Raw genomic sequence first — 19,714 nt, 5'->3', positions numbered from 1 at the left:
TTAAAATCTCCTTTATTCTATCATAAAATATGGTAGAATAGAAAACAGGAGGTAAGGAATGTTTCGAAATAGTAAATTGTTATTCTGGACATGTGAGATCTTATTATTGACGGTGATTTTCTATATTTGGAAATCAATGGGGACTTTAATTTCTCCATTTGTATCTGTTCTGAATACCATCCTCTTACCATTTTTAATTGCAGGTTTTTTATATTACATTACCAATCCGATTGTTGAATTGTTGGAAAAACACTTAAAAATCAAGCGTGTGTTTGGGATTTTGATCACCTTAGTCCTCTTGTTTGGGATCATTGGCTTAGGGATCTTTTATCTGCTCCCTATCTTGATCAATCAGTTAACCAGCTTGATCAATTCAACTCAAGGACTTTACTGGGAAGTTCAAAGTTTGGTTCGAAAACTCTCGACCAATCCTTTGTTCCAAAATGTGAATATCCAGTCGACGATTCAGCAGTTGAATCTCTCTTATATGGATATCCTACAAAATCTCTTGAATAGTGTGACCAACAGTTTAGGAAGTGTGGTTAACACCATTGTCAATACGGTCTTTATCTTGATCATGACCCCTGTCTTCTTGGTTTATTTCTTGGTCGATGGGAAGAAGTTATTACCGATGTTGGAGCGGACCATTTTACGCAATGACAAACTCCACATTTCAAGCCTCTTGATTAGTTTGAATGAAACGGTCTCTCGCTATATTAGTGGGATTTCGATTGATGCCTTTATCATTGGAACCCTAGCCTACATTGGCTATAGTTTTATTGGATTGAAGTACGCTTTGGTCTTTGCCATTTTTTCTGGATTGGCCAACCTCATTCCATATGTAGGACCAACCATCGGGTTGATTCCGATGATCATCACCTATGCCTTCACAGATATGGATATGATGATCAAAGCAGTCATTTACATGTTGATTATCCAGCAGATCGATGGGAATATTCTTTATCCGCGTATCGTTGGAGGCGTGATGAAGGTTCACCCGATTACCATTATGGTTCTCTTATTGCTCTCAAGTAATATTTACGGCATTATCGGGATGGTCGTTGCGATTCCAGTCTATTCGATTGGAAAAGAAATTGTAAAATTCTTGGTAAATCTTTATGATAACCACCGTGCTGCTAAGGAGCAGAAGAAAAAAGAAGAATTTGGTATCATTAATAAATCATAGACTCTAGCGCCTATATGGGCCTTGGAGTCTTTTTTGTACATTTATTTGAAAAAATGCTGGAAAATAGTCAACAAGTGCTATGAAATGTGTTAAAATATAAGTGATTTTGAAAGAAAATATGAAAAGGTAGGAAAAGATGAGACTGCTCTTATCGAAAAAACAGAGACGCCAATTGCAATTATTGGAAATCTTGATTAAGGAAAAAAGATGGTTCCACTTAAAAGAGTTGGCCAAGCGTTTGGATTGTACAGAACGTTCGTTAAAAGAAGATTTGTCTAATCTTCGTAGTACATTTGATGACTTTTTAATTGAATCCTCTACCAATGGGATCAAGATCAGTTATGAGGATTCGGTTGGGCTTGAGGTCATTTACCATCACTTTTTTAAAGAATCACAAGCCTTCGCCTTGATTGAATATCTTTTCTTCAACAAGGATGTTTCCAATGAATATATTTGCAGAAAGTTTGATCTGAGTTACCAATCTTTCTACCGCTTGATTCGGACGATTAATCAGAAGCTTCAAACCAAATACAATGTAAAGATTGATTTGAAACCCTTGAATCTTGTCGGAGATGAGATCGACGTTCGTTTCTTCTATGCCCAATATTTTGCGGAACGTTATTACTATATGGAGTGGCCTTTCCCAGAATTTAAGGAAGAGGCGGTGACTGATTTGATCACCTTCTTCTTCAAACTCTATGGCTATCCATTGACCTTCTCTGTACTCAGGTCTTATAAAGTTCTCTTGACAGTCTACTTATCACGGATTAAGCAAGGCTATTTTATTGACATGCCAACGAACTATGATGTGTATAAGGACCAGTATCAAGGGGTGACCAATGTCGAGGAGATGTTGCGCTACTTTAGCTTGCAGTTGGGTGTCGAGTTGAATGAAAAAGTGCTGGAACAGTTCTTTATTATCTTTATTCAAGAGAATTTCTATTTCAGTCCAGAAAGCTTGATCGAAGCTGCAGAAACGGATCCTTATGCCAAAGAATCGACTAGACTCATCAAAGATATGTTCAAGGATCTATGCTATACCTATGATTTAGACATTGAAAATCTTGATGAGATGTTGATGCATGTCCATAACACGTCTCATCTCGATCGGAAGGAATTATTCTCTGAGTTTCTCTTGTTTGATACCAAGACCAATACCAACGAAGATTTCATGAGCATCTTCCCAGCCTTCTATGATGATTTGAAGGAGCATATCATCACTTATATGAAGACCATGAAGCATGATCTGAATGATGAGATCATCAAGCACATGATCTATACGGTCTATACTCACTGGGAACGTCTCTTACCGCAGTTATTGCGCCGTCGGAAGTCCATTAAGGTCTTGATTATCAGTCGTTTTGACGATCACCATGCCAAATCCATGATCGATTTCCTTGATTTCTATTGTACGGATAACTTTGAATTTACGCAGATGATCAAGTACAATCTGACAGTGGATGATATTGAAGCTTCGGATGCAGATGTGGTGGTGGCCAACTTTATGATGCCTGAATTAAAGAAAAAACCTTTTATTTGTACAAGTAGTCTCTCATCGCTTGAGCTGGTTGAAAAACTCAATGCCTTCTTTTATGATTTTACCAGTGCAGAACACTAAAATCAGGACTTGTTCCTGATTTTTTGATGGTAAAAAAAGAAAATTTTATAGAAGAATGCAGGCTCTCCTATTTTGTGGTATAATATACGATATTATATACTGGAGGAAATTATCCATGGAAGACCCTGGCAGTCAGGAAATTTTACTGGAATTTATTTTATTGATTGTTTTGACATTATTGAACGCCTTTTTCTCGGCGGCTGAAATGTCAATGGTATCGTTGAATCGCTCTCGTGTAGAGCAAAAGGCTGAAGAAGGAGATAAAAAATATATTCGTCTTCTTAGCGTATTGGAACAACCGAACCATTTCTTATCCACTATTCAGGTGGGGATCACCTTGATTACCATCTTATCTGGGGCGAGTCTTGCAGAAAGTCTCGGTCATGTCATTGCTGGATGGATGGGCAATACTAAAACGGCTATTGCAGCTGGAAGCTTTTTATCTCTAGCGTTTTTGACTTATATTTCGATCGTGTTTGGGGAACTCTATCCGAAACGAATCGCTATGAACCTGAAAGATGAGTTAGCTGTTCGAACAGCTCCGATTGTCATTTTATTAGGAAAAATTGTTAGCCCCTTTGTTTGGTTGCTTTCAGCGTCGACCAACCTTTTGAGCCGTATCACGCCAATGGAATTCGATGATCCGGATGAAAAGATGACGCGGGATGAAATCGAGTATATGCTGACCAATAGTGAAGCAACACTAGATGCAGACGAGATTGAGATGCTCCAAGGGATCTTTTCATTAGATGAAATGGTAGCGCGTGAAGTCATGGTGCCACGGACGGATGCCTTCATGGTTGATATCAATGATGATACCAAAGAAATCATTGAAAGTATCCTTAAGCAAAACTTTTCACGTATTCCTGTCTATGATGATGACAAGGACAATGTCATCGGTCTCATCCATACCAAACGTCTCTTGAACGAAGGATTTATCAATGGCTTTGATAATATTGTCTTAAGAAAGATTTTACAAGAACCTTTGTTTGTTCCAGAGACCATTTTTGTGGATGATCTTTTGAAGGAATTGCGCAATACCCAAAATCAAATGGCCATTCTGCTTGATGAATATGGTGGGATGTCTGGTTTGGTTACTCTTGAAGACCTCTTGGAAGAAATCGTCGGTGAAATTGACGATGAGACTGACAAAGCAGAAATTGATGTCTTTGAAATTGCGGACAATACCTATGTCGTACAAGGAGCCATGTCACTAAATGACTTTAACGAATATTTTGATGTTGAGTTGCAAAGTGATGATGTGGATACCATTGCAGGGTATTATCTGACAGAGGTTGGGCGAATTCCAACCTTGAAAGAGCGACTCAGCTGTGAAGTCGATAGTCAAAAGAAACACCTCATTTTGACAAATGACAAAGTAAAAAATGGTCGTGTGACCAAGGTGAAAGTTGAAATTTCTGAAATCGTCGAGGAAGATGAAGAAACAAAATCAAAAGAAGATTAGAATATAGAGGCCTGGACGTGTTCCAGCCTCTGTTTTTTCTTGTCAGGACCAGTTGAATTTTCAAAAAATTTCAAAAATTTCTGAAATAGTCTTGACATCAAAAAAAAATTACGGTAAGATAATACCCATAAATAAAGAAAGCAGAAAATAAACATGAAGCAACAAGCCATTTCCATTCAAAAATTTTACTTTAGCTACTTTAGATAGTGTTTGTAGACATGATCTCATGGATGCAAACAACCCAAGCAATTTGTTTGTATCTATGTGGCTAAGATTTTTGATGATGGTCCATAGAGCTAGTATCTAAATGGACCGAGGTTTTGTAACTTGTTGGAGAATTTCAAGCATCCGTTTAGAGTATCATCTAAGCGGATTTTTTGTTTATTTTGAAGAAAAGGAGTCAATAAATGAAAGTAGTGAAAAAATTGCTAGCACCTGTCCTGGTTGTAGGACTTCTGTTAACATCATTGGTGACCTTACACAATCTAAAGGATACTAAAAAAGACAATGTCTTTCGAATTGGGATTTCCCAGTACATCACCCATAAGTCGCTCGATGCGACACGAAAAGGCTTTATCGAGGAGTTGAAGAAAGAGGGTTATGTAGATGGGAAAAATATTCAGATCGATTTCCAAAATGCTCAAGGGGAGCAACGAAATCTGAAAAATATTTCTAAACAATTGGCAGAAGAAAGTGATCTAGTCTTTGCGATTGCAACCCCTTCCGCACAAAGTTTGGCTAATACCACTAAATCAACACCTATTGTTTTCTCAGCTGTGACCGATCCATTGGCAGCGAAATTGGTGAAAAACTTGAAAGAACCAGGTGGCAATATCACAGGGACAAGTGACCAGTCAGAAGATGCGATCTCTACACAGGTAGACATGATTAAGCAAGTGCTTCCAACGGCGAAAACAGTTGGGATCCTCTATACGCAAAGTGAGCCTAACTCAGTCGTCCAAAAAGATAATGCGAAGAAGATCCTTGAAGCTAAAGGCTATCAAGTGGTTGAAAAAACCATCCTCGATAGTAACAATGTGAAGGCTGCAGCAGACAGTATCATGTCAGAAGCAGATATCGTCTTTGTTCCGACAGACAATATTATCTCTTCTACAATGGAAACTGTAAAACAGGTATCGATTAGTCATAAGGTGCCAGTTTTTGGAGGTTCTGCTGAAATGGTGGCTACTGGTGGCTTGTACAACTTTGGTACTGATTATGAGGAATTGGGAAGACAAGCTGCTCGGATGGCCATTCGCATCATGAAGGGTGAGAAACCCGGCAAAGTCGCAGTTGAAACACCTGAAAAATTAGAATTGCACACCAATAAAGAGATGGCTAAAGAGCTTGGAATTGATATTAGCTCGTTGAAGGTAGAAAAATAGGAGGTTTGAGATGAATTTTGTTTTATCAAGTTTATCAGAAGGTTTATTGTGGTCGATCATGGCGATCGGTGTTTACTTAACATTTCGAATTTTAGATATTGCTGATATGACGGCAGAAGGAGCCTTTCCACTTGGGGCAGCAGTTGTAGCATCCCAAATTCAAGCCGGAAGAAATCCTTGGCTTGCAACCTTTTTAGGCTTCCTAGCCGGAATGATCGCAGGATTGGTCTCTGGAATTCTCCATACAAAAATGAAAATTCCAGCCCTCTTGACAGGGATTGTCACTTTGACCGGTCTCTACTCTATCAATATCAAAATCATGGGAGGGGTTCCTAACCTTTCTATCGGAGATTCTAGTACCATTTTCAAGAGTGTGATGAAATTAGGTCTTTCTAATGAAGAAGCTGTCTTTTTGATTAGCATTTCTTGCTTGATCATCGTCTGTATCTTGTTAACTCTCTTAATGAAGACGCAACTTGGCTTGGTTTTGCGCTCGACTGGTGATAACATTCCAATGAGTGAGGCCAATGGGGTCAATGTAGATAACATGAAGATGTTGGGCTACATGATTTCGAATGGTTTGATTGCCCTTTGTGGAGCCATGTTTGCACAAAATGATGGTTTCTCAGATGTGACTTCTGGTACAGGGACGATCGTAGTCGGCTTGAGTGCTGTGATTATCGCTGAAGTTTTGATCCACGAATTGACCATTGGTTGGCGCTTGCTTTCAATCGGGGTTGGAGCCATTGTTTACCGTTTGATTATCTTAAATATTTACGAGATCCCAAATCTCGATCAAAATATGGTCCGTCTCTTCAATGCGATCTTGCTTGCGATTGTCTTGTTCGCTCCTGAGGCGCAAAAACGTCTTCGTGTTCGTGGATTGAAGTTAGGAAATAAGTAGGAGAAAAGTATGGCAACATTATTATCAATTGAAGGCATTCATAAGACATTTGAAGCAGGAACGGTTAATGAAAACCATGTCTTAAAAGGCTTGGATCTCCAAGTGGAAGAAGGAGATTTCATTTCGGTTATCGGTGGAAATGGAGCTGGGAAATCAACCTTGATGAACATCTTGGCAGGAAATCTAGTCGTGGATGAAGGGGATATCTTGCTAGAAGGTAACTCCATTAAAAATACGAGTGTTCGGAAGCGTGCGAAAGATATTGCGCGTGTCTTCCAAGATCCTAAGATGGGGACGGCTTCTCGTTTGACCATTGAAGAAAATATGGCGATTGCCCAACGTCGGGGGAAATCTCGTGGTTTGAGCTGGGGAGTTCGGGAGAAAGATCGCGAATTGTTCCGTGAAGCCTTGAAGGAACTGAATATCGGTTTAGAGAATCGTCTCAAGGTAGATACCCAATATTTGTCTGGTGGGCAACGTCAAGCTTTGACCTTGGTCATGGCAGCTTTGGTTAGACCAAAACTCTTGCTTCTGGATGAACATACCGCAGCGCTCGATCCCAAGACCAGTGAAATGGTCATGGAATTGACCCAAAAGATCGTGGAAAGCCATGATTTGACAACCTTGATGATTACGCATGATATGAACCATGCGATTGAATACGGCAACCGCTTGATCATGCTCTACCAAGGCAAGGTCGTGGTCGACGTCAAAGGAGAAGAAAAGAAAAACCTAACGGTTGAAGATTTGATGCGCCTCTTCCAACAAAACAGTGGTGAAACCCTGGTAAGTGATGAATTGGTATTAGGATAAAATGAGAGTGGGACAGAAATCGGTTATTCGTTAGAATTCGATTTCGTCGTCCCACCTCCGCACAGTTGAGTAGGGCTGTAAAAGCTGATGAAATCAGCGTAGTAGAGCCCACTCAACCACTGCGTCTTGCTCGACAATCCAAAAATAATTGAGAGGCTAGGACTTTTGTCCCAGCCTCCTTTATTTCCTCCGTTCTGCATAGTCGACAAAATGAAACTTGTCTAATTTGTGTCGGCTTTCGGTGAATTGGAATTGGCGTCCGTCTGCTAGGTGAACTTGGGAACGGACAGTTACCACGTGTTTGTCTTTTCCAAGATCCAGTAAGATTTTGTCACGATTATCGATTGGTGAAATCAAGATTTCTTTTTTGGCATAGCCAATCTGCAATTTCAAGTCTTCTTCTATATATTGGTAGATAGAGTGCTGGGCAATTTCCTTGGTCAGGCCAGGGATCAGCTCTCTGTCTAGGTAATCAATATCTAAGACAGAAGCGACACCATCCACCACCCGTTGCCGGGTTACTTTCCAAACCAAACGGTGAAGAGGGAAACCTGTCTTTTTAGCTCCTTTTTCATCGATACTGATTTGTTCCAAACGAATGACATTGGTTTCTGAGCGAAGACCAGAAGCTTTGACGATTTCTTGATAGCTGGTTAATTGGGAAACGGGGAAGTCAAAGTGTGCTTGCCTACAAATTTGCGACCCCATCCCTTGAACAGTCTCGATAAAGCCTTCTTCCTGCAAGAGCTCAAACGTCTCTATCATACTTGGGGCAAGGAAATGAGTGAACGTGGTGGTTGGAGTGCCCTTTTCTGGAATAACCATGACCAACCTCGTGCTTTGAATCGCTTTGTAGATATCAAGAACTTCCGCAATGAAGGAGCGACCATGCTCGCAGCTAGCATTCACTTGTCACGTGGGACCCCTTATATCTATATGGGGGAAGAAATCGGCATGATTGATCCAGACTATGATTCGATGGCAGATTACGTGGATGTGGAGTCCATCAATGCTTACCAAATGCTCTTGGACCAAGGCAAGTCACCTGAGCAAGCCTTCAAGATTATCCAAGCTAAGTCACGTGATAATTCACGTACGCCCATGCAATGGGATGCTTCTCTAAATGCCGGTTTTTCAACAGGCACGCCATGGTTGAAAGTTGGGAAGTCCTATAAAGACTTCAACGTTGAAAAGGAGATGGATGGACCAATCTTTACCTTCTATAAAGAATTGATTCGCTTGCGCAAAGAAATGCGGATCATTTCAGAAGGAAGCTACCAGCCAGCACTGGAAGATAGTCAAGAAGTCTATGCTTTTGAACGCCACTTAGACGGTCAAAAACTCTTGGTACTCAATCATTTCTATGGAAGTGAAGTTGAAGTAGCGATTCCAGAAGACTACCAAGCATGGCGCGTGCTCTTGTCCAACTATGAGAATGTAAAGCTTTCTGAAAAAGTAATTCTGAAACCGTATCAGACACTGGCAATTTTAGCTTAAGTTCTTGACACTTCGATCTTTTTGGGTCGAAGTGTTTTTCTTTTTGAAAAATATTTTTGAAAGCGCTTGAAAATGCAAAGTCATTCCCTTATAATAAAAGAGGAAAACTTTTTAGGGATGGAGAAACGCATGAGAAAAAACGGTAAAAAGATTCGCCTACTGGGAGTAGCCACCTTATTGGCTAGTCAGTTGGGGGGCTTTAGCAGTGCCCTCACGGTAGTTGCAGACGAGACCACAGCTTCGACTTCAGAGCCAGCGCTTGTGACGAATACTAGCAGCGAGGAAAGCTCGACAAATCATTCGACTTTCGCTACAACAACAACTACAGACGCTACGACGAGAGCTTCGAGTGATAAAGAAGAGACATCTAGCAGTTCCTCAGACGCTACTGAGGAGAAAACGGTTAAGATCGGGGACATTCAAGGGGAATCGCAACGCTCTCCACTGGAAGGCCAAAAGGTAGCCATCAAAAATGTAGTGGTGACCAAGACAGACCGCTATGGTTTTTATGCCCAAGATATTGAATCGGATGGGAATAGTCGGACTTCAGATGGGATTTATGTAGTTTCCAAATACAAGGTCAAGGTCGGCGACAAGGTTAAAATAACAGGTACTGTCAAGGAAGGCTATATGGAAGAAGTCACCTTGGGAGCTGGGAAGACCTTTAAGGAACCAACGAATAGTTTAACGGTGACCATGCTGGTCGATGCTTGGATCACCAAAGACGGGACAGCCCCTCTTCCAGAAGCTGTGAATATCACTGCGGGCATGCCAGCAGATGTGAAGCCTAATCCGACTGCTTATGCTCCAGAAACCGATGCCCTCGATTATTGGGAAAGCCTGGAAGGAATGCTCACGGTGGTGAAGAAACCGCATGTCCTTGGTCCCCAGTACAAAGGAGATATCTATGTATTGGGAGAAGATTTTACAGGCCTTCCTTTTAACAATATTGGGGGTCTGAATCTACGGCCACATGCGCAAAATACAGCGGCAATCCCGATTTATGTTGGGAATCAGTTTGTCGCAAAAGCCAAGGATTACTTTACAGAAGATGTGACAGGAGTGGTAACGTATCGAAATAGCTTCTATAAATTAGAGCCCACTCAACAGTTGATGGTCCAAGACGGTGGCTTGCAGCGTCAAGCAGCTCAAACCCAACCAAGTGAGGACAAGCTGACCATCGCTTCCTACAATATTGAAAATTTCTCGGCCAACAATGCCAAAAATGAAACCCCAGAGGATAAGGTGACGCTGATTGCCAATTCCTTTATCCATGAAATTCACAATCCAGACATCATTACTTTGATCGAAGTGCAGGACAATAATGGTAGTGTGGATGACGGAACGACCAGTGGTGTTGAAAGTGGACGCAAACTAGCCAATCGGATCAAGGAATTGGGTGGCAAGAGCTATGAGTATACGGAGGTTGCTCCAGTAGATGGCGCTGACGGAGGAAAGCCTGGTTCCAATATTCGTTTGGGAATCCTCTACAATCCAGAACGCGTAACCTTAGCCAAAAAAGAGGCAGCAACTAGCAACGAGGCAGCGCAATTTGACAAGGGACACCTGGTTAAAAATCCAGCTCGGATTGCCCCTAATGACCCATCGTTTGATCATACTCGCAAGTCCTTAGCTGTTGAATTTGAATTCAAAGGTCAACCAGTTGTGGTGATTGCCAATCACTTGAAATCAAAAATCGGAGATGATGCTATTTATGGGGCAAGCCAACCAGCAGTGGAACATACCTTGCCAACTCGTGAAGCACAAGCCAGTGTCATCCATCAATTCGTTCAAGAAGGCTTGAAGCAAAATCCGAAGACCACCTTTGTTTTGACGGGTGATTTTAATGACTACGATTTCTCAACCACGGCGCAGATCCTTGCTGGCAACGAACTAACAAACTTAATGGCCCAACATGATGCAGGCGATCGCTATTCTTATTTCTACCGTGGTAGCAATCAAGTTTTGGATAACATTTTTATCTCAAACAACATGGCAGCTAAAGCAAGGTTTGAACCAGTCCATATCAATGCTTCCTTTATGAAGGAACACGGTCGTGCATCAGACCATGATCCTGTCTTGGTCCAAATCGACTTTAGTGGAGCACAAACTTCAGGAACGCCGACGGATGATCAACAAGGAAATATAGGACAACCAACGGGACAAACTAGCCCTTCTTCATCGAATACAGGAACTCAACTAGCCCCTCATCAGGACCAAGCTAATGAACAAAAGAGTTCAACAGCTGAAAGCAAAGAGAAGGGCAAGAACGAAGATGAGAAGCAAGAAGACAAGGAAGAGGCAACAACAGAAACTAAGACACCAGGCAAACGGAAAATCCTTCCATCTACTGGACAAGAAACAAGCTATCTAGCTCTTTTTGGAGTGGCAGTAGCTACGATGAGTCTTGTCTGGTATAAGAAGAAAAGGACGACTCACTAACGTTTTCTAAAAAAAGATTAAAAAAAGGAGTCGCTGGCTCCTTTTTTTCTCCTAAAATACAGGACAGATGGTTCCATATTGGAAACTGTACTAGGACAATGAAACATACTGAAAAGAACAGTTTCTTTTCAAAAAGAGGCTTAAACTCTTTAAAATAGATGGAATCGTGTTATAATAAAATCATAAAACGTTTTCAAGAGAAGAGGTTCCTCAATGGAAAATGAAACAGTTGACTATGGAAAAGTAACAGGAATGGTACACTCAACAGAAAGTTTTGGGGCAGTAGACGGGCCTGGGATCCGCTTTATTGTCTTCCTTCAAGGCTGTCAAATGCGGTGTCAATACTGCCACAATCCAGATACTTGGGCAATGGAAACCAACAAGTCCCGTGAGCGGACGGTGGATGATGTCTTAGAAGAAGCCCTCCGTTATCGTGGATTTTGGGGCGAAAAAGGGGGAATCACTGTCAGTGGTGGAGAAGCCCTCTTGCAGATTGACTTTTTGATTGCACTTTTTACTAAGGCTCAAGAGTTGGGCATTCATTGTACCTTGGATACTTGTGCTCTACCTTTCCGAAATACCCCTCGCTACCTGGAAAAATTTGACCGCTTGATGGCAGTGACAGACTTGGTGCTTCTGGATATCAAGGAGATCAATGATGAACGGCATAAAATTGTGACCAGCCATACCAATAAAACGATTCTAGCTTGTGCCAAGTATCTATCTGATATTGGAAAACCAGTCTGGATTCGTCACGTTTTGGTTCCAGGTTTAACGGACCGGGATGATGATTTGATCGAGCTTGGAAAATTTGTTAAAACCCTAAAAAATGTCGATAAATTTGAAATCCTGCCATACCATACTATGGGGGAATTCAAATGGCGTGAATTGGGAATTCCGTACAAATTGGAGGGTGTGAAACCACCGACAAAAGAACGGGTCCAAAATGCAAAAGATTTGATGGAAACAGAAAGTTACCAAGATTACCTGAAACGGGTCAAAGGATAAAAAGTATAGACAGATGGGCCTTCCAGCTGTCTTTTCTATTGAAATGCACAACTATTCCCTTTCTTTAAATGGCAAAACGTGCTAAAATAGAGTGAATCTATAAATGAAATAAAGAGGTAGAAACATGTCAAAAATTCTCGTTTTTGGTCACCAAAATCCTGACTCAGATGCTATCGGTTCATCTGTAGCCTTTGCTTATCTTGCAAAAGAAGCTTACGGTTTGGATACAGAAGCAGTGGCTCTTGGAACTCCTAATGAAGAAACTGCTTTCGTATTGGATTATTTTGGTGTGGAAGCACCACGCGTCATCACATCAGCTAAAGCAGAAGGTGCAGAACAAGTCATCTTGACGGACCACAATGAATTCCAACAATCTGTTTCAGATATCGCTGAAGTAGAAGTATATGGTGTAGTGGATCACCACCGTGTGGCTAACTTCGAAACTGCCAGCCCACTTTACATGCGTTTGGAACCAGTTGGATCAGCATCTTCTATCGTTTACCGCATGTTCAAAGAACACGGTGTAGCAGTGCCAAAAGAATTGGCAGGTTTGATGCTTTCAGGTTTGATTTCAGATACCCTTCTTTTGAAATCTCCAACTACCCACCCATCTGATAAAGTCATTGCGCCTGAATTGGCTGAATTGGCTGGTGTCAACTTGGAAGAATACGGTCTTGCCATGCTCAAGGCTGGTACTAACTTGGCAAGCAAATCAGCAGAAGAATTGATCGATATCGATGCTAAGACTTTTGAATTGAACGGAAACAACGTTCGTGTGGCTCAAGTGAACACAGTTGATATTGCGGAAGTTTTGGAACGCCAAGCTGAAATCGAAGCAGCTATCCAAGCAGCAAATGCAGCTAACGGCTACTCTGACTTTGTCTTGATGATTACAGACATCGTCAACTCAAACTCAGAAATTCTTGCCCTTGGTGCCAACATGGACAAGGTAGAAGCAGCTTTCAACTTCAAACTTGAAAACAACCACGCTTTCCTTCCAGGTGCCGTTTCACGTAAGAAACAAGTGGTTCCTCAATTGACTGAAAGCTTTAATGCTTAATGATAGGTGGGAAAACCCATTATTAAAAAGGAGTTTCGGCTCCTTTTTTGCTAGGAGAAGATCATGTTAGAAAATGGCGATTTGATTTTTGTGAGAGAAGATACGGAAATGGGGCAGGCCATCCAGGCATCTACTGGCAACTATAGCCATGTGGCTATCTTTTTGGACGGTTTCATTTATCATGCCACGATAGAAGGTGGCGTTCTTTCCCAAGCCCCTGAGGACTTCTTTGAAGACGGGAAAGCATATGACCTTTATCGCTACCCGAAAATCGATCTCAAAGAAGTCAAGAAGCGGGCAAAAAACCTTTTAGGGGCTCCCTACAATGCTTCCTTTTATCCGGATGGAGATGGTTATTACTGTTCCCAGTTCATCTCAGAACTACTTCCTATTTTTGAGACCATTCCCATGAAGTTTGGAGAAGAGGAAGAGGAGATTAGTCCGTTTTGGGAAGATTACTACAGAGGGCTCGGTCTAGCGGTTCCTTTGGATCAACCTGGAACCAACCCGAGTCAGTTAGCCCAGTCACCACAGCTACAGTTTAAAGAAAGGTATTTGGATGATTTGGATTCATGAAACAACAATCTGAATCTTTGATACAGTTTATAAGAGTTACATCAAACTAAAGAAAAATAATTTTTCAATCCTTTCCTTTGATGAGTGCGGACGTCAGCGAACTTCTTGGAAGTTCCATGACTTAGTTTTGAGCCTAAGGTCTCAAAACTACCGAGTCCTTGAAACCTAATTGTTTCAAGGACTTTTCTCACAGCGGAAAGTCTCGATATATTATTTTCCGCTTTTAAAAATATGTTCTACCTTCGAATACAACTTGAAAAAGTTGTATTTTTTTCTACTATCCTCTGGATGTTTCTTGTTTAGACAGATAAAATATGATATACTTCACAAAAAAAACTAACCACTGGTTAGTTTTTGCTGGAATTCAAAGGAGGAAGTAAATATGTCTTTCTTGTATCGTTTATTAACACGTACAAAACAAATCAGTTCACATATAAAAAAGTTTGAGTTCGAATTGGGCATTTTTGTTGTCAGCATATGGCTAGTTGAATCATCTGGTCGCTTTTATGTGATTGATACGGGAATGCGAGGAATGGAGAAGTACGCTGCCCAGTTTTTACTTCCACAAAAAATTGAAGCAATTTTTCTGACCCATGGACATCCAGATCATATCAAAGGTTTGCCCTATCTTAGACAGCACTTTGGGAACATCCCGACTTTAATCAGTGAGAAGGAATTCCCCTATATTTCAGGCAAAGAACCTTTTCCTAATAGAAAAGAGACGGAAAAAGTGATTTTTGATCCGGCTACTTTTATAACTGTTGAAAGTCAAGAAGGTCAAGACTTGATAAGTAGTGCAGGACTAAAACCACTATTTTCTCCTGGTCATTTCCCTGGTCATGTTGTTTATTACCATGAAGAGGATCAAGTTTTAATTGCTGGAGATCTTTTTACAGCTACGAGAAATGGAAAGTTGCGTCCACCAATGAAAGGATATACAGCAGATATGAGACAGGCTTTAGCTAGTGGTGAAAGAATTCTCAAGGATTATTCACAGGCACTTGTTAGTGTTTGTCATGGTAGTGAGGTAAAAGATGCTGTACGAGATTTTGAGGCATCGGATGGGTTTAAAGGGAGTTTGTAATGGCAAAGGATACAAGATCTAGAATTATCAGGGCAGCCGAGGAAATTTTCCGAAAAGAACCTTACCAGAAGGTGGGAATTAGGCAGATTGCTCAAGCTGCAGGATGTTCACATACAGCTATATATCAGTATTTTAAAAAGAAAGAGGATATATTATATGCAGTAGCGGAAAAACCGTTAACTCACCTCTATCATACTTGCTTAGAAATCAGCCATTCTAAGCAGAATGATAAGGAACGTCTGCTTCAAATCTGTCAAGTATACGTGGATTTTGGGTTTAGAGAACGTAATTTTTATGAATTATTGATTTTTTACCGTGGAGAGCATGAAGATTCAGGCGATTGTTCGCAATCGTTGATGCAATTGAGAATGAAAAGTTATCGTTTATTGGAAGAAGCTATTGATGTCTTTTTACCGAGAGACTTATCTGATGCAGAAGCGCTAAATATTCGTAGTGGAATCTTTATTTTTTTACATGGCCTAGTGAGTATCTACAGTAGGGACAATGAAGAATGTCCAGAACGCATTAAGCAACTACTGACTGATTTTATTTCTTTTAAAATAATAGAAATGAAATGAGTTGGAATAACTTATGGGGCTTCTACAGTAAACTTGGATTGAAAAGACTAAGTTCTTTTATTGCCTTATTTTCCCCTATTGCCTGCCTATCTATAAATTGAAGATTTTGTCCTTTGGTATTGATTTCGCTTAAACTAATTTTTATGTTACAATAAGAACGAACCGATAAAACAGTAAACGAGACCTATTCATGATTACAATCATTAATCCCACACGTTTGACACGTCAGCCATTTTTCAAGGACTTGATCAACTATTTGGATCAGCACGACGATGTGATCCTGCGGCAAATTAAGGCCCAATTTCCGGATCAACCAGTGGACAAGCTCATGGAGGAATATATCAAAGCGGGCTTCATCCTTCGAGAAAATAAACGCTACACCCTCAACCTGCCCTTCTTGGAGTCAGCTGATCGAGTGGACCTGGATCAGGAGGTCTTTGTTCGAGAGGACAGTGCAGTTTATCAAGAATTAAATGCCAAGGTCTTCCAAACGGAACTCCGCAACACGACCAATGAAGCGATTCTCATAGAGGAGACGGACTTTGCACGAAATGCACAGACCCTTTCCAATTACTTCTACAAGGTTGTCCACCAATATCCATTGACAGAGGAGCAAGAAAAGCTCTATGCTATTTTGGGCGATGTCAATCCTGAGTATGCTCTCAAGTATATGACTAGCTTTTTGCTCAAATTTCTCAAAAAAGAAGTAGTCCAGCAAAAGCGCAAGGACATCTTTGTCGACAGTTTAGTTTTATTGGGCTACATCATTCAAAATGAAGATGGAAAGTATGAGTTAGCTGTCGAATTTGATAAAGAACGATTCATTTTTATAAAAAAATAAAGGCTAGGAAAATTTCCTAGCCTTGTTTCGTTTGATTATAAATAACGTTCAGTGATGGCGGCATCGCCTGGATATTCTTCTTTTACGCCATTGACGATTTGGTAGCAGTCAGCTCCTTTTCCGGCGATAATGACGGCATCTTCAGGCTTGCTGGTTGTCGCCATAGCCACTTGAATGGCTTGTTCGCGATCTGCGATTTTCTCGATAGGGCGCGTGATGAAACTACTAATCTCTTCAGCGATAGCCAAAGGATCTTCATAGTTGGGGTCATCCGCTGTGAGGAAGACTTGGATCTCAGGATGCTCTTCTAAGAGTAAGCCAAAGTCCTTGCGGCGGCTCTCTCCTTTATTCCCAGTTGATCCGAGAACTAGTGAAATGGTCCCTGTTTGATGGGTTTCGACAACTGAGAGCAGTTTTTTCAAGCTATCTCCATTATGGGCATAGTCGATGAAAACCTTAGCGCCATTTTTCTGAGTCAAGACTTCCATTCGGCCTGGAACGCGCGTCTTAGCAATCCCTTTTTGGATATCCTCGAGGCTCGCACCTAGGCGAAGGCAGGCAAGACCTGCAGCCACAGCATTTTCTTGGTTGAAATGTCCAATCAGTTGGATATCGTAGTCGCCTGCTAGCTTACTAGTTGCTGAGAAGCTGAAAGCTTTGGAGTTTTCAATTTGATTCTCAGACTGGCTACCATAAAAATCATGGTCTTGGTTCGCGACTTGGTCCGCTAAAACTTGGAAATGATCCATATCGCTATTGATGACAACGGCTTGGCTGTTCTTCATGAGGAGACGTTTGTGGTAGAAATAATCCTCAAAAGTTGGGTGTTCAATCGGTCCAATATGGTCAGGACTGATGTTGAGAAAAACACCAACGTCAAAGGTCAGACCGTAAACCCGTTTCACCAGATAAGCTTGACTGGAAACTTCCATAATGAGGTGGGTCCGATCATTGGCTACTGCCTCAGCCATCATGGCAAAAAGATCCAAGCTCTCTGGAGTTGTCAGGGTCGATTTAAAGAAGTTTTTACCATCCAGTGTTGTATTCATGGTCGACAGCATAGCTGGTCGGTGACTTTGTTCCAAAATATGGTAAGCAAAATAGGCCGCGGTTGTCTTTCCCTTAGTCCCTGTGAAGGCCAATAGTTTTAATTGTTTCTCAGGGTGTCCATAAAACTCCATGGCGATTAAGCTCATGGCCTGTTTGATATCATTGACGAGGATGGCAGGAATACCAACTTCATAATCTTTTTCAGAGACATAAAAGCCGAGTCCATTAGAAATAGCCTGTTCCAGGTATTCTTTTTTGAAGTTGGCCCCTTTAACAAAAAAGAGGGTACTAGCAGAAACCTTACGGCTATCATAGCTAATAGCATCAAAACTTGTTCCTTCTAGATGGTAGTAGTATTCACCATTTACTAGAACTTCTCGGAAATTTTGGTCTTGTTTTAAAATGTTGAGGGTTTGTTCAATTGTAATCATAAAACTATTGTAAACCTAAAGTCCCTATTTTACAAGTGTCATGGAAAAGTTTATAATGAAGAGAAGAAGAAACGAAAGAGGACACCAATGAGTCACGAACAAAATGACCAGCAAGCCCAGATGCTACGCGGGACTGCCTGGATGACAGCCAGCAACTTTATCAGCCGTTTGCTAGGAGCCGCTTATATTATTCCTTGGTATATTTGGATGGGAAAATATGGGCCACAAGCCAATGGTCTTTTTACAATGGGCTACAATATCTATGCTTGGTTTCTCTTGATTTCGACAGCCGGAGTACCCGTAGCTGTTGCTAAGCAAGTAGCCAAGTACAATACCCGGGACCAAGCGGATCATAGCTTTGCTTTGATTCGGGGCTTCTTGAAATTTATGGGAATTCTAGGCCTTGGATTTGCCATTCTCATGTATCTTTTGTCTCCTGTCTTTGCGAGTCTTTCAGGTGGGGGAAAAGAGTTGATTCCGATCATGCAGAGTCTTTCTTGGGCTGTCTTGATCTTTCCTTCGATGAGTGTCATTCGGGGATTTTTCCAAGGTTTTAACAACATGAAGCCTTACGCTATAAGCCAGATTGCAGAACAAGTGATCCGGGTCATCTGGATGCTGCTCACGACCTTCTTCATTATGAAGATTGGCTCAGGTGATTACGTGCAGGCTGTGACGCAGTCGACCTTTGCGGCTTTTATTGGTATGGGAGCGAGCCTTCTGGTGCTCTTTTATTACCTTGCAAAGACAGGCTTGCTCTCTTCTATTTTTAGAAAGCAAGAGGGAAGTGAAGGGATTGATACTCGGGCTCTCTTGATCGATACGATTCGTGAGGCCATTCCTTTTATTATCACTGGTTCTGCCATTCAGCTTTTCCAAATTGTTGACCAGATGACCTTTATCAATGTCATGTCTTGGTTCACAGACTATAGTCAAAAGCAGCTCTTGGTCATGTTTAGTTATTTCTCTGCTAATCCAAACAAAATTACCATGATCTTGATTGCGGTAGCGACTTCGATTGGGGGAGTTGGGATTCCTCTGTTGACAGAGAATTATGTGAAGGGGGACCTAAAAGCGGCTGGGAAGCTCGTACAGGATAACTTGACCATGTTGCTGGCTTTCTTGCTTCCAGCCACCTTTGGTGCAGTAGCAGTCGCAAAACCACTTTATACGGTTTTCTATGGGCAACCAGATGGCTTGGCCTTAGGGCTCTTCATCGTAGCAATGTTGCAGACCGTAATTCTCGGTCTTTACACAGTCTTGTCTCCGATGATTCAAGCCCTCTTTCAAAATCGTAAGGCCATCCGCTACTTCCTTTATGGTGTAGTGGTGAAATTGGTCCTACAAATTCCATTTATTTTGGTTTTTCGTTCTTATGGACCACTTTTGTCAACGACCATTGCGTTAATGGTGCCAATCGTTCTCATGTATCGAGAGATCCAAACCATCACTCAGTTTAATCGAACCATCGTCTTCAAGCGGACCTTGCTTGGTTCTATCCTGACTGTGGTGATGCTACTTGGAGTCTTGATCGCCGGTTTGATTTTGGGCTGGATTTTCCCACCAAATGGCCGTGTATCGAGCATGATTTATATCATCGTCATTGGAGGATTAGGAGTTGTTATCTATGGAGCCTTAGGATTATGGCTACGGTATTTTGACCGCTTTATCGGAGGTCAAGCTGCACGTCTCAGACAAAAATTCCGCATTAAATAAACCTGAGAGGCTGGGACAAAAGTCCTAGCCTCTCAATTATTTTTGGATTGTCGAGCAAGA

General features: G+C 41.4%; 15 protein-coding genes and 2 pseudogenes. 15 read left to right on the top strand and 2 right to left on the bottom strand.

Annotated elements, in window-relative coordinates:
- The first annotated feature begins 58 nt into the window (after window positions 1–58).
- The 6 genes from LIZ08_RS08970 (at window position 59) to LIZ08_RS08945 (ending at window position 7,371) form a co-directional block, all read left to right on the top strand.
- On the top strand, window positions 59–1,186 hold the full coding sequence (locus LIZ08_RS08970; RefSeq protein ID WP_003008322.1) for an AI-2E family transporter: 1,128 nt from the start codon (window positions 59–61) through the stop codon (window positions 1,184–1,186).
- Between the two features lie 136 nt (window positions 1,187–1,322).
- Window positions 1,323–2,804, top strand: a complete 1,482-nt coding sequence (locus LIZ08_RS08965) for a M protein trans-acting positive regulator PRD domain-containing protein (protein ID WP_049471761.1) — start codon at window positions 1,323–1,325, stop codon at window positions 2,802–2,804.
- Between the two features lie 115 nt (window positions 2,805–2,919).
- Window positions 2,920–4,269, top strand: a complete 1,350-nt coding sequence (locus tag LIZ08_RS08960; protein WP_227038702.1) for a hemolysin family protein — start codon at window positions 2,920–2,922, stop codon at window positions 4,267–4,269.
- A 407-nt stretch (window positions 4,270–4,676) separates the two neighbouring features.
- A complete protein-coding gene (locus LIZ08_RS08955) occupies window positions 4,677–5,654 on the top strand; it encodes an ABC transporter substrate-binding protein (protein ID WP_125826902.1) in 978 nt (325 codons plus the stop codon).
- A 10-nt stretch (window positions 5,655–5,664) separates the two neighbouring features.
- Window positions 5,665–6,558, top strand: a complete 894-nt coding sequence (locus LIZ08_RS08950; RefSeq protein ID WP_013903975.1) for an ABC transporter permease — start codon at window positions 5,665–5,667, stop codon at window positions 6,556–6,558.
- Window positions 6,559–6,567: 9 nt separating this feature from the next.
- Window positions 6,568–7,371, top strand: coding sequence for an ABC transporter ATP-binding protein (locus LIZ08_RS08945; RefSeq protein WP_014713718.1), 804 nt, complete (start codon window positions 6,568–6,570; stop codon window positions 7,369–7,371).
- Window positions 7,372–7,551: 180 nt separating this feature from the next.
- Here the strand turns inward: LIZ08_RS08945 and treR are convergent.
- Window positions 7,552–8,130 (bottom strand): annotated as a pseudogene (gene treR / locus LIZ08_RS08940) (trehalose operon repressor); the annotation flags it as partial.
- Here treR and LIZ08_RS08935 point away from each other — a divergent pair.
- The 8 genes and pseudogenes from LIZ08_RS08935 to LIZ08_RS08900 all read left to right on the top strand — a co-directional run.
- Window positions 8,104–8,868 (top strand): annotated as a pseudogene (locus tag LIZ08_RS08935) (alpha-amylase family glycosyl hydrolase); the annotation flags it as partial. The pseudogenes treR and LIZ08_RS08935 sit on opposite strands and share 27 nt — an antisense overlap.
- A 129-nt stretch (window positions 8,869–8,997) precedes the next feature.
- The gene (locus tag LIZ08_RS08930) at window positions 8,998–11,310 is read left to right on the top strand and encodes an endonuclease/exonuclease/phosphatase family protein (protein WP_227038700.1); all 2,313 of its coding nucleotides are present in this window, start codon (window positions 8,998–9,000) and stop codon (window positions 11,308–11,310) included.
- Between the two features lie 213 nt (window positions 11,311–11,523).
- Window positions 11,524–12,318, top strand: coding sequence for a pyruvate formate-lyase-activating protein (gene pflA / locus LIZ08_RS08925; RefSeq protein WP_003005017.1), 795 nt, complete (start codon window positions 11,524–11,526; stop codon window positions 12,316–12,318).
- A gap of 124 nt (window positions 12,319–12,442) precedes the next feature.
- Window positions 12,443–13,378 carry a manganese-dependent inorganic pyrophosphatase gene (locus tag LIZ08_RS08920; protein WP_003005572.1) on the top strand — a complete coding sequence of 312 codons (936 nt, stop codon included), beginning with the start codon at window positions 12,443–12,445 and terminating at the stop codon, window positions 13,376–13,378.
- A 63-nt stretch (window positions 13,379–13,441) separates the two neighbouring features.
- A complete protein-coding gene (locus LIZ08_RS08915) occupies window positions 13,442–13,954 on the top strand; it encodes a YiiX/YebB-like N1pC/P60 family cysteine hydrolase (protein ID WP_195487470.1) in 513 nt (170 codons plus the stop codon).
- Between the two features lie 382 nt (window positions 13,955–14,336).
- Entirely contained in the window at window positions 14,337–15,038 is a 702-nt protein-coding gene (locus LIZ08_RS08910) for an MBL fold metallo-hydrolase (protein WP_227038699.1), read from the top strand.
- On the top strand, window positions 15,038–15,616 hold the full coding sequence (locus tag LIZ08_RS08905) for a TetR/AcrR family transcriptional regulator (RefSeq protein WP_195487468.1): 579 nt from the start codon (window positions 15,038–15,040) through the stop codon (window positions 15,614–15,616). The genes LIZ08_RS08910 and LIZ08_RS08905 overlap by 1 nt, the downstream gene beginning before the upstream one ends.
- 190 nt (window positions 15,617–15,806) lie before the next feature.
- Entirely contained in the window at window positions 15,807–16,457 is a 651-nt protein-coding gene (locus tag LIZ08_RS08900; RefSeq protein ID WP_129824009.1) for a DUF1803 domain-containing protein, read from the top strand.
- A 35-nt stretch (window positions 16,458–16,492) separates the two neighbouring features.
- On the opposite strand, the gene LIZ08_RS08895 is transcribed toward LIZ08_RS08900, so the two are convergent.
- Window positions 16,493–17,938: a UDP-N-acetylmuramoyl-L-alanyl-D-glutamate--L-lysine ligase gene (locus tag LIZ08_RS08895; protein ID WP_227038698.1), complete on the bottom strand. Its 1,446-nt coding sequence runs from the start codon at window positions 17,936–17,938 to the stop codon at window positions 16,493–16,495.
- Window positions 17,939–18,025: 87 nt separating this feature from the next.
- Between LIZ08_RS08895 and LIZ08_RS08890 the strand changes: the two genes are divergently transcribed.
- Window positions 18,026–19,654 (top strand): polysaccharide biosynthesis protein, encoded by a 1,629-nt coding sequence (locus LIZ08_RS08890; RefSeq protein WP_031574286.1) that lies wholly within the window; start codon window positions 18,026–18,028, stop codon window positions 19,652–19,654.
- Window positions 19,655–19,714: the final 60 nt, after the last annotated feature.

It is taken from the genome of Streptococcus sp. 210928-DFI.4.42 (assembly GCF_020554365.1).
In the GTDB taxonomy this organism is placed as follows: Bacteria; Bacillota; Bacilli; order Lactobacillales; family Streptococcaceae; genus Streptococcus; species Streptococcus parasanguinis_S.
This window is presented reverse-complemented; position numbering and strand designations above follow the sequence as displayed.

Coding starts and splice junctions, on each gene's coding strand:
- LIZ08_RS08970 (WP_003008322.1), top strand. CDS start 59: ATGTTTCGAAATAGTAAATTGTTATTCTGGACATGTGAGATCTTATTA.
- LIZ08_RS08965 (WP_049471761.1), top strand. CDS start 1,323: ATGAGACTGCTCTTATCGAAAAAACAGAGACGCCAATTGCAATTATTG.
- LIZ08_RS08960 (WP_227038702.1), top strand. CDS start 2,920: ATGGAAGACCCTGGCAGTCAGGAAATTTTACTGGAATTTATTTTATTG.
- LIZ08_RS08955 (WP_125826902.1), top strand. CDS start 4,677: ATGAAAGTAGTGAAAAAATTGCTAGCACCTGTCCTGGTTGTAGGACTT.
- LIZ08_RS08950 (WP_013903975.1), top strand. CDS start 5,665: ATGAATTTTGTTTTATCAAGTTTATCAGAAGGTTTATTGTGGTCGATC.
- LIZ08_RS08945 (WP_014713718.1), top strand. CDS start 6,568: ATGGCAACATTATTATCAATTGAAGGCATTCATAAGACATTTGAAGCA.
- LIZ08_RS08930 (WP_227038700.1), top strand. CDS start 8,998: ATGAGAAAAAACGGTAAAAAGATTCGCCTACTGGGAGTAGCCACCTTA.
- pflA (WP_003005017.1), top strand. CDS start 11,524: ATGGAAAATGAAACAGTTGACTATGGAAAAGTAACAGGAATGGTACAC.
- LIZ08_RS08920 (WP_003005572.1), top strand. CDS start 12,443: ATGTCAAAAATTCTCGTTTTTGGTCACCAAAATCCTGACTCAGATGCT.
- LIZ08_RS08915 (WP_195487470.1), top strand. CDS start 13,442: ATGTTAGAAAATGGCGATTTGATTTTTGTGAGAGAAGATACGGAAATG.
- LIZ08_RS08910 (WP_227038699.1), top strand. CDS start 14,337: ATGTCTTTCTTGTATCGTTTATTAACACGTACAAAACAAATCAGTTCA.
- LIZ08_RS08905 (WP_195487468.1), top strand. CDS start 15,038: ATGGCAAAGGATACAAGATCTAGAATTATCAGGGCAGCCGAGGAAATT.
- LIZ08_RS08900 (WP_129824009.1), top strand. CDS start 15,807: ATGATTACAATCATTAATCCCACACGTTTGACACGTCAGCCATTTTTC.
- LIZ08_RS08895 (WP_227038698.1), bottom strand. CDS start 17,938: ATGATTACAATTGAACAAACCCTCAACATTTTAAAACAAGACCAAAAT.
- LIZ08_RS08890 (WP_031574286.1), top strand. CDS start 18,026: ATGAGTCACGAACAAAATGACCAGCAAGCCCAGATGCTACGCGGGACT.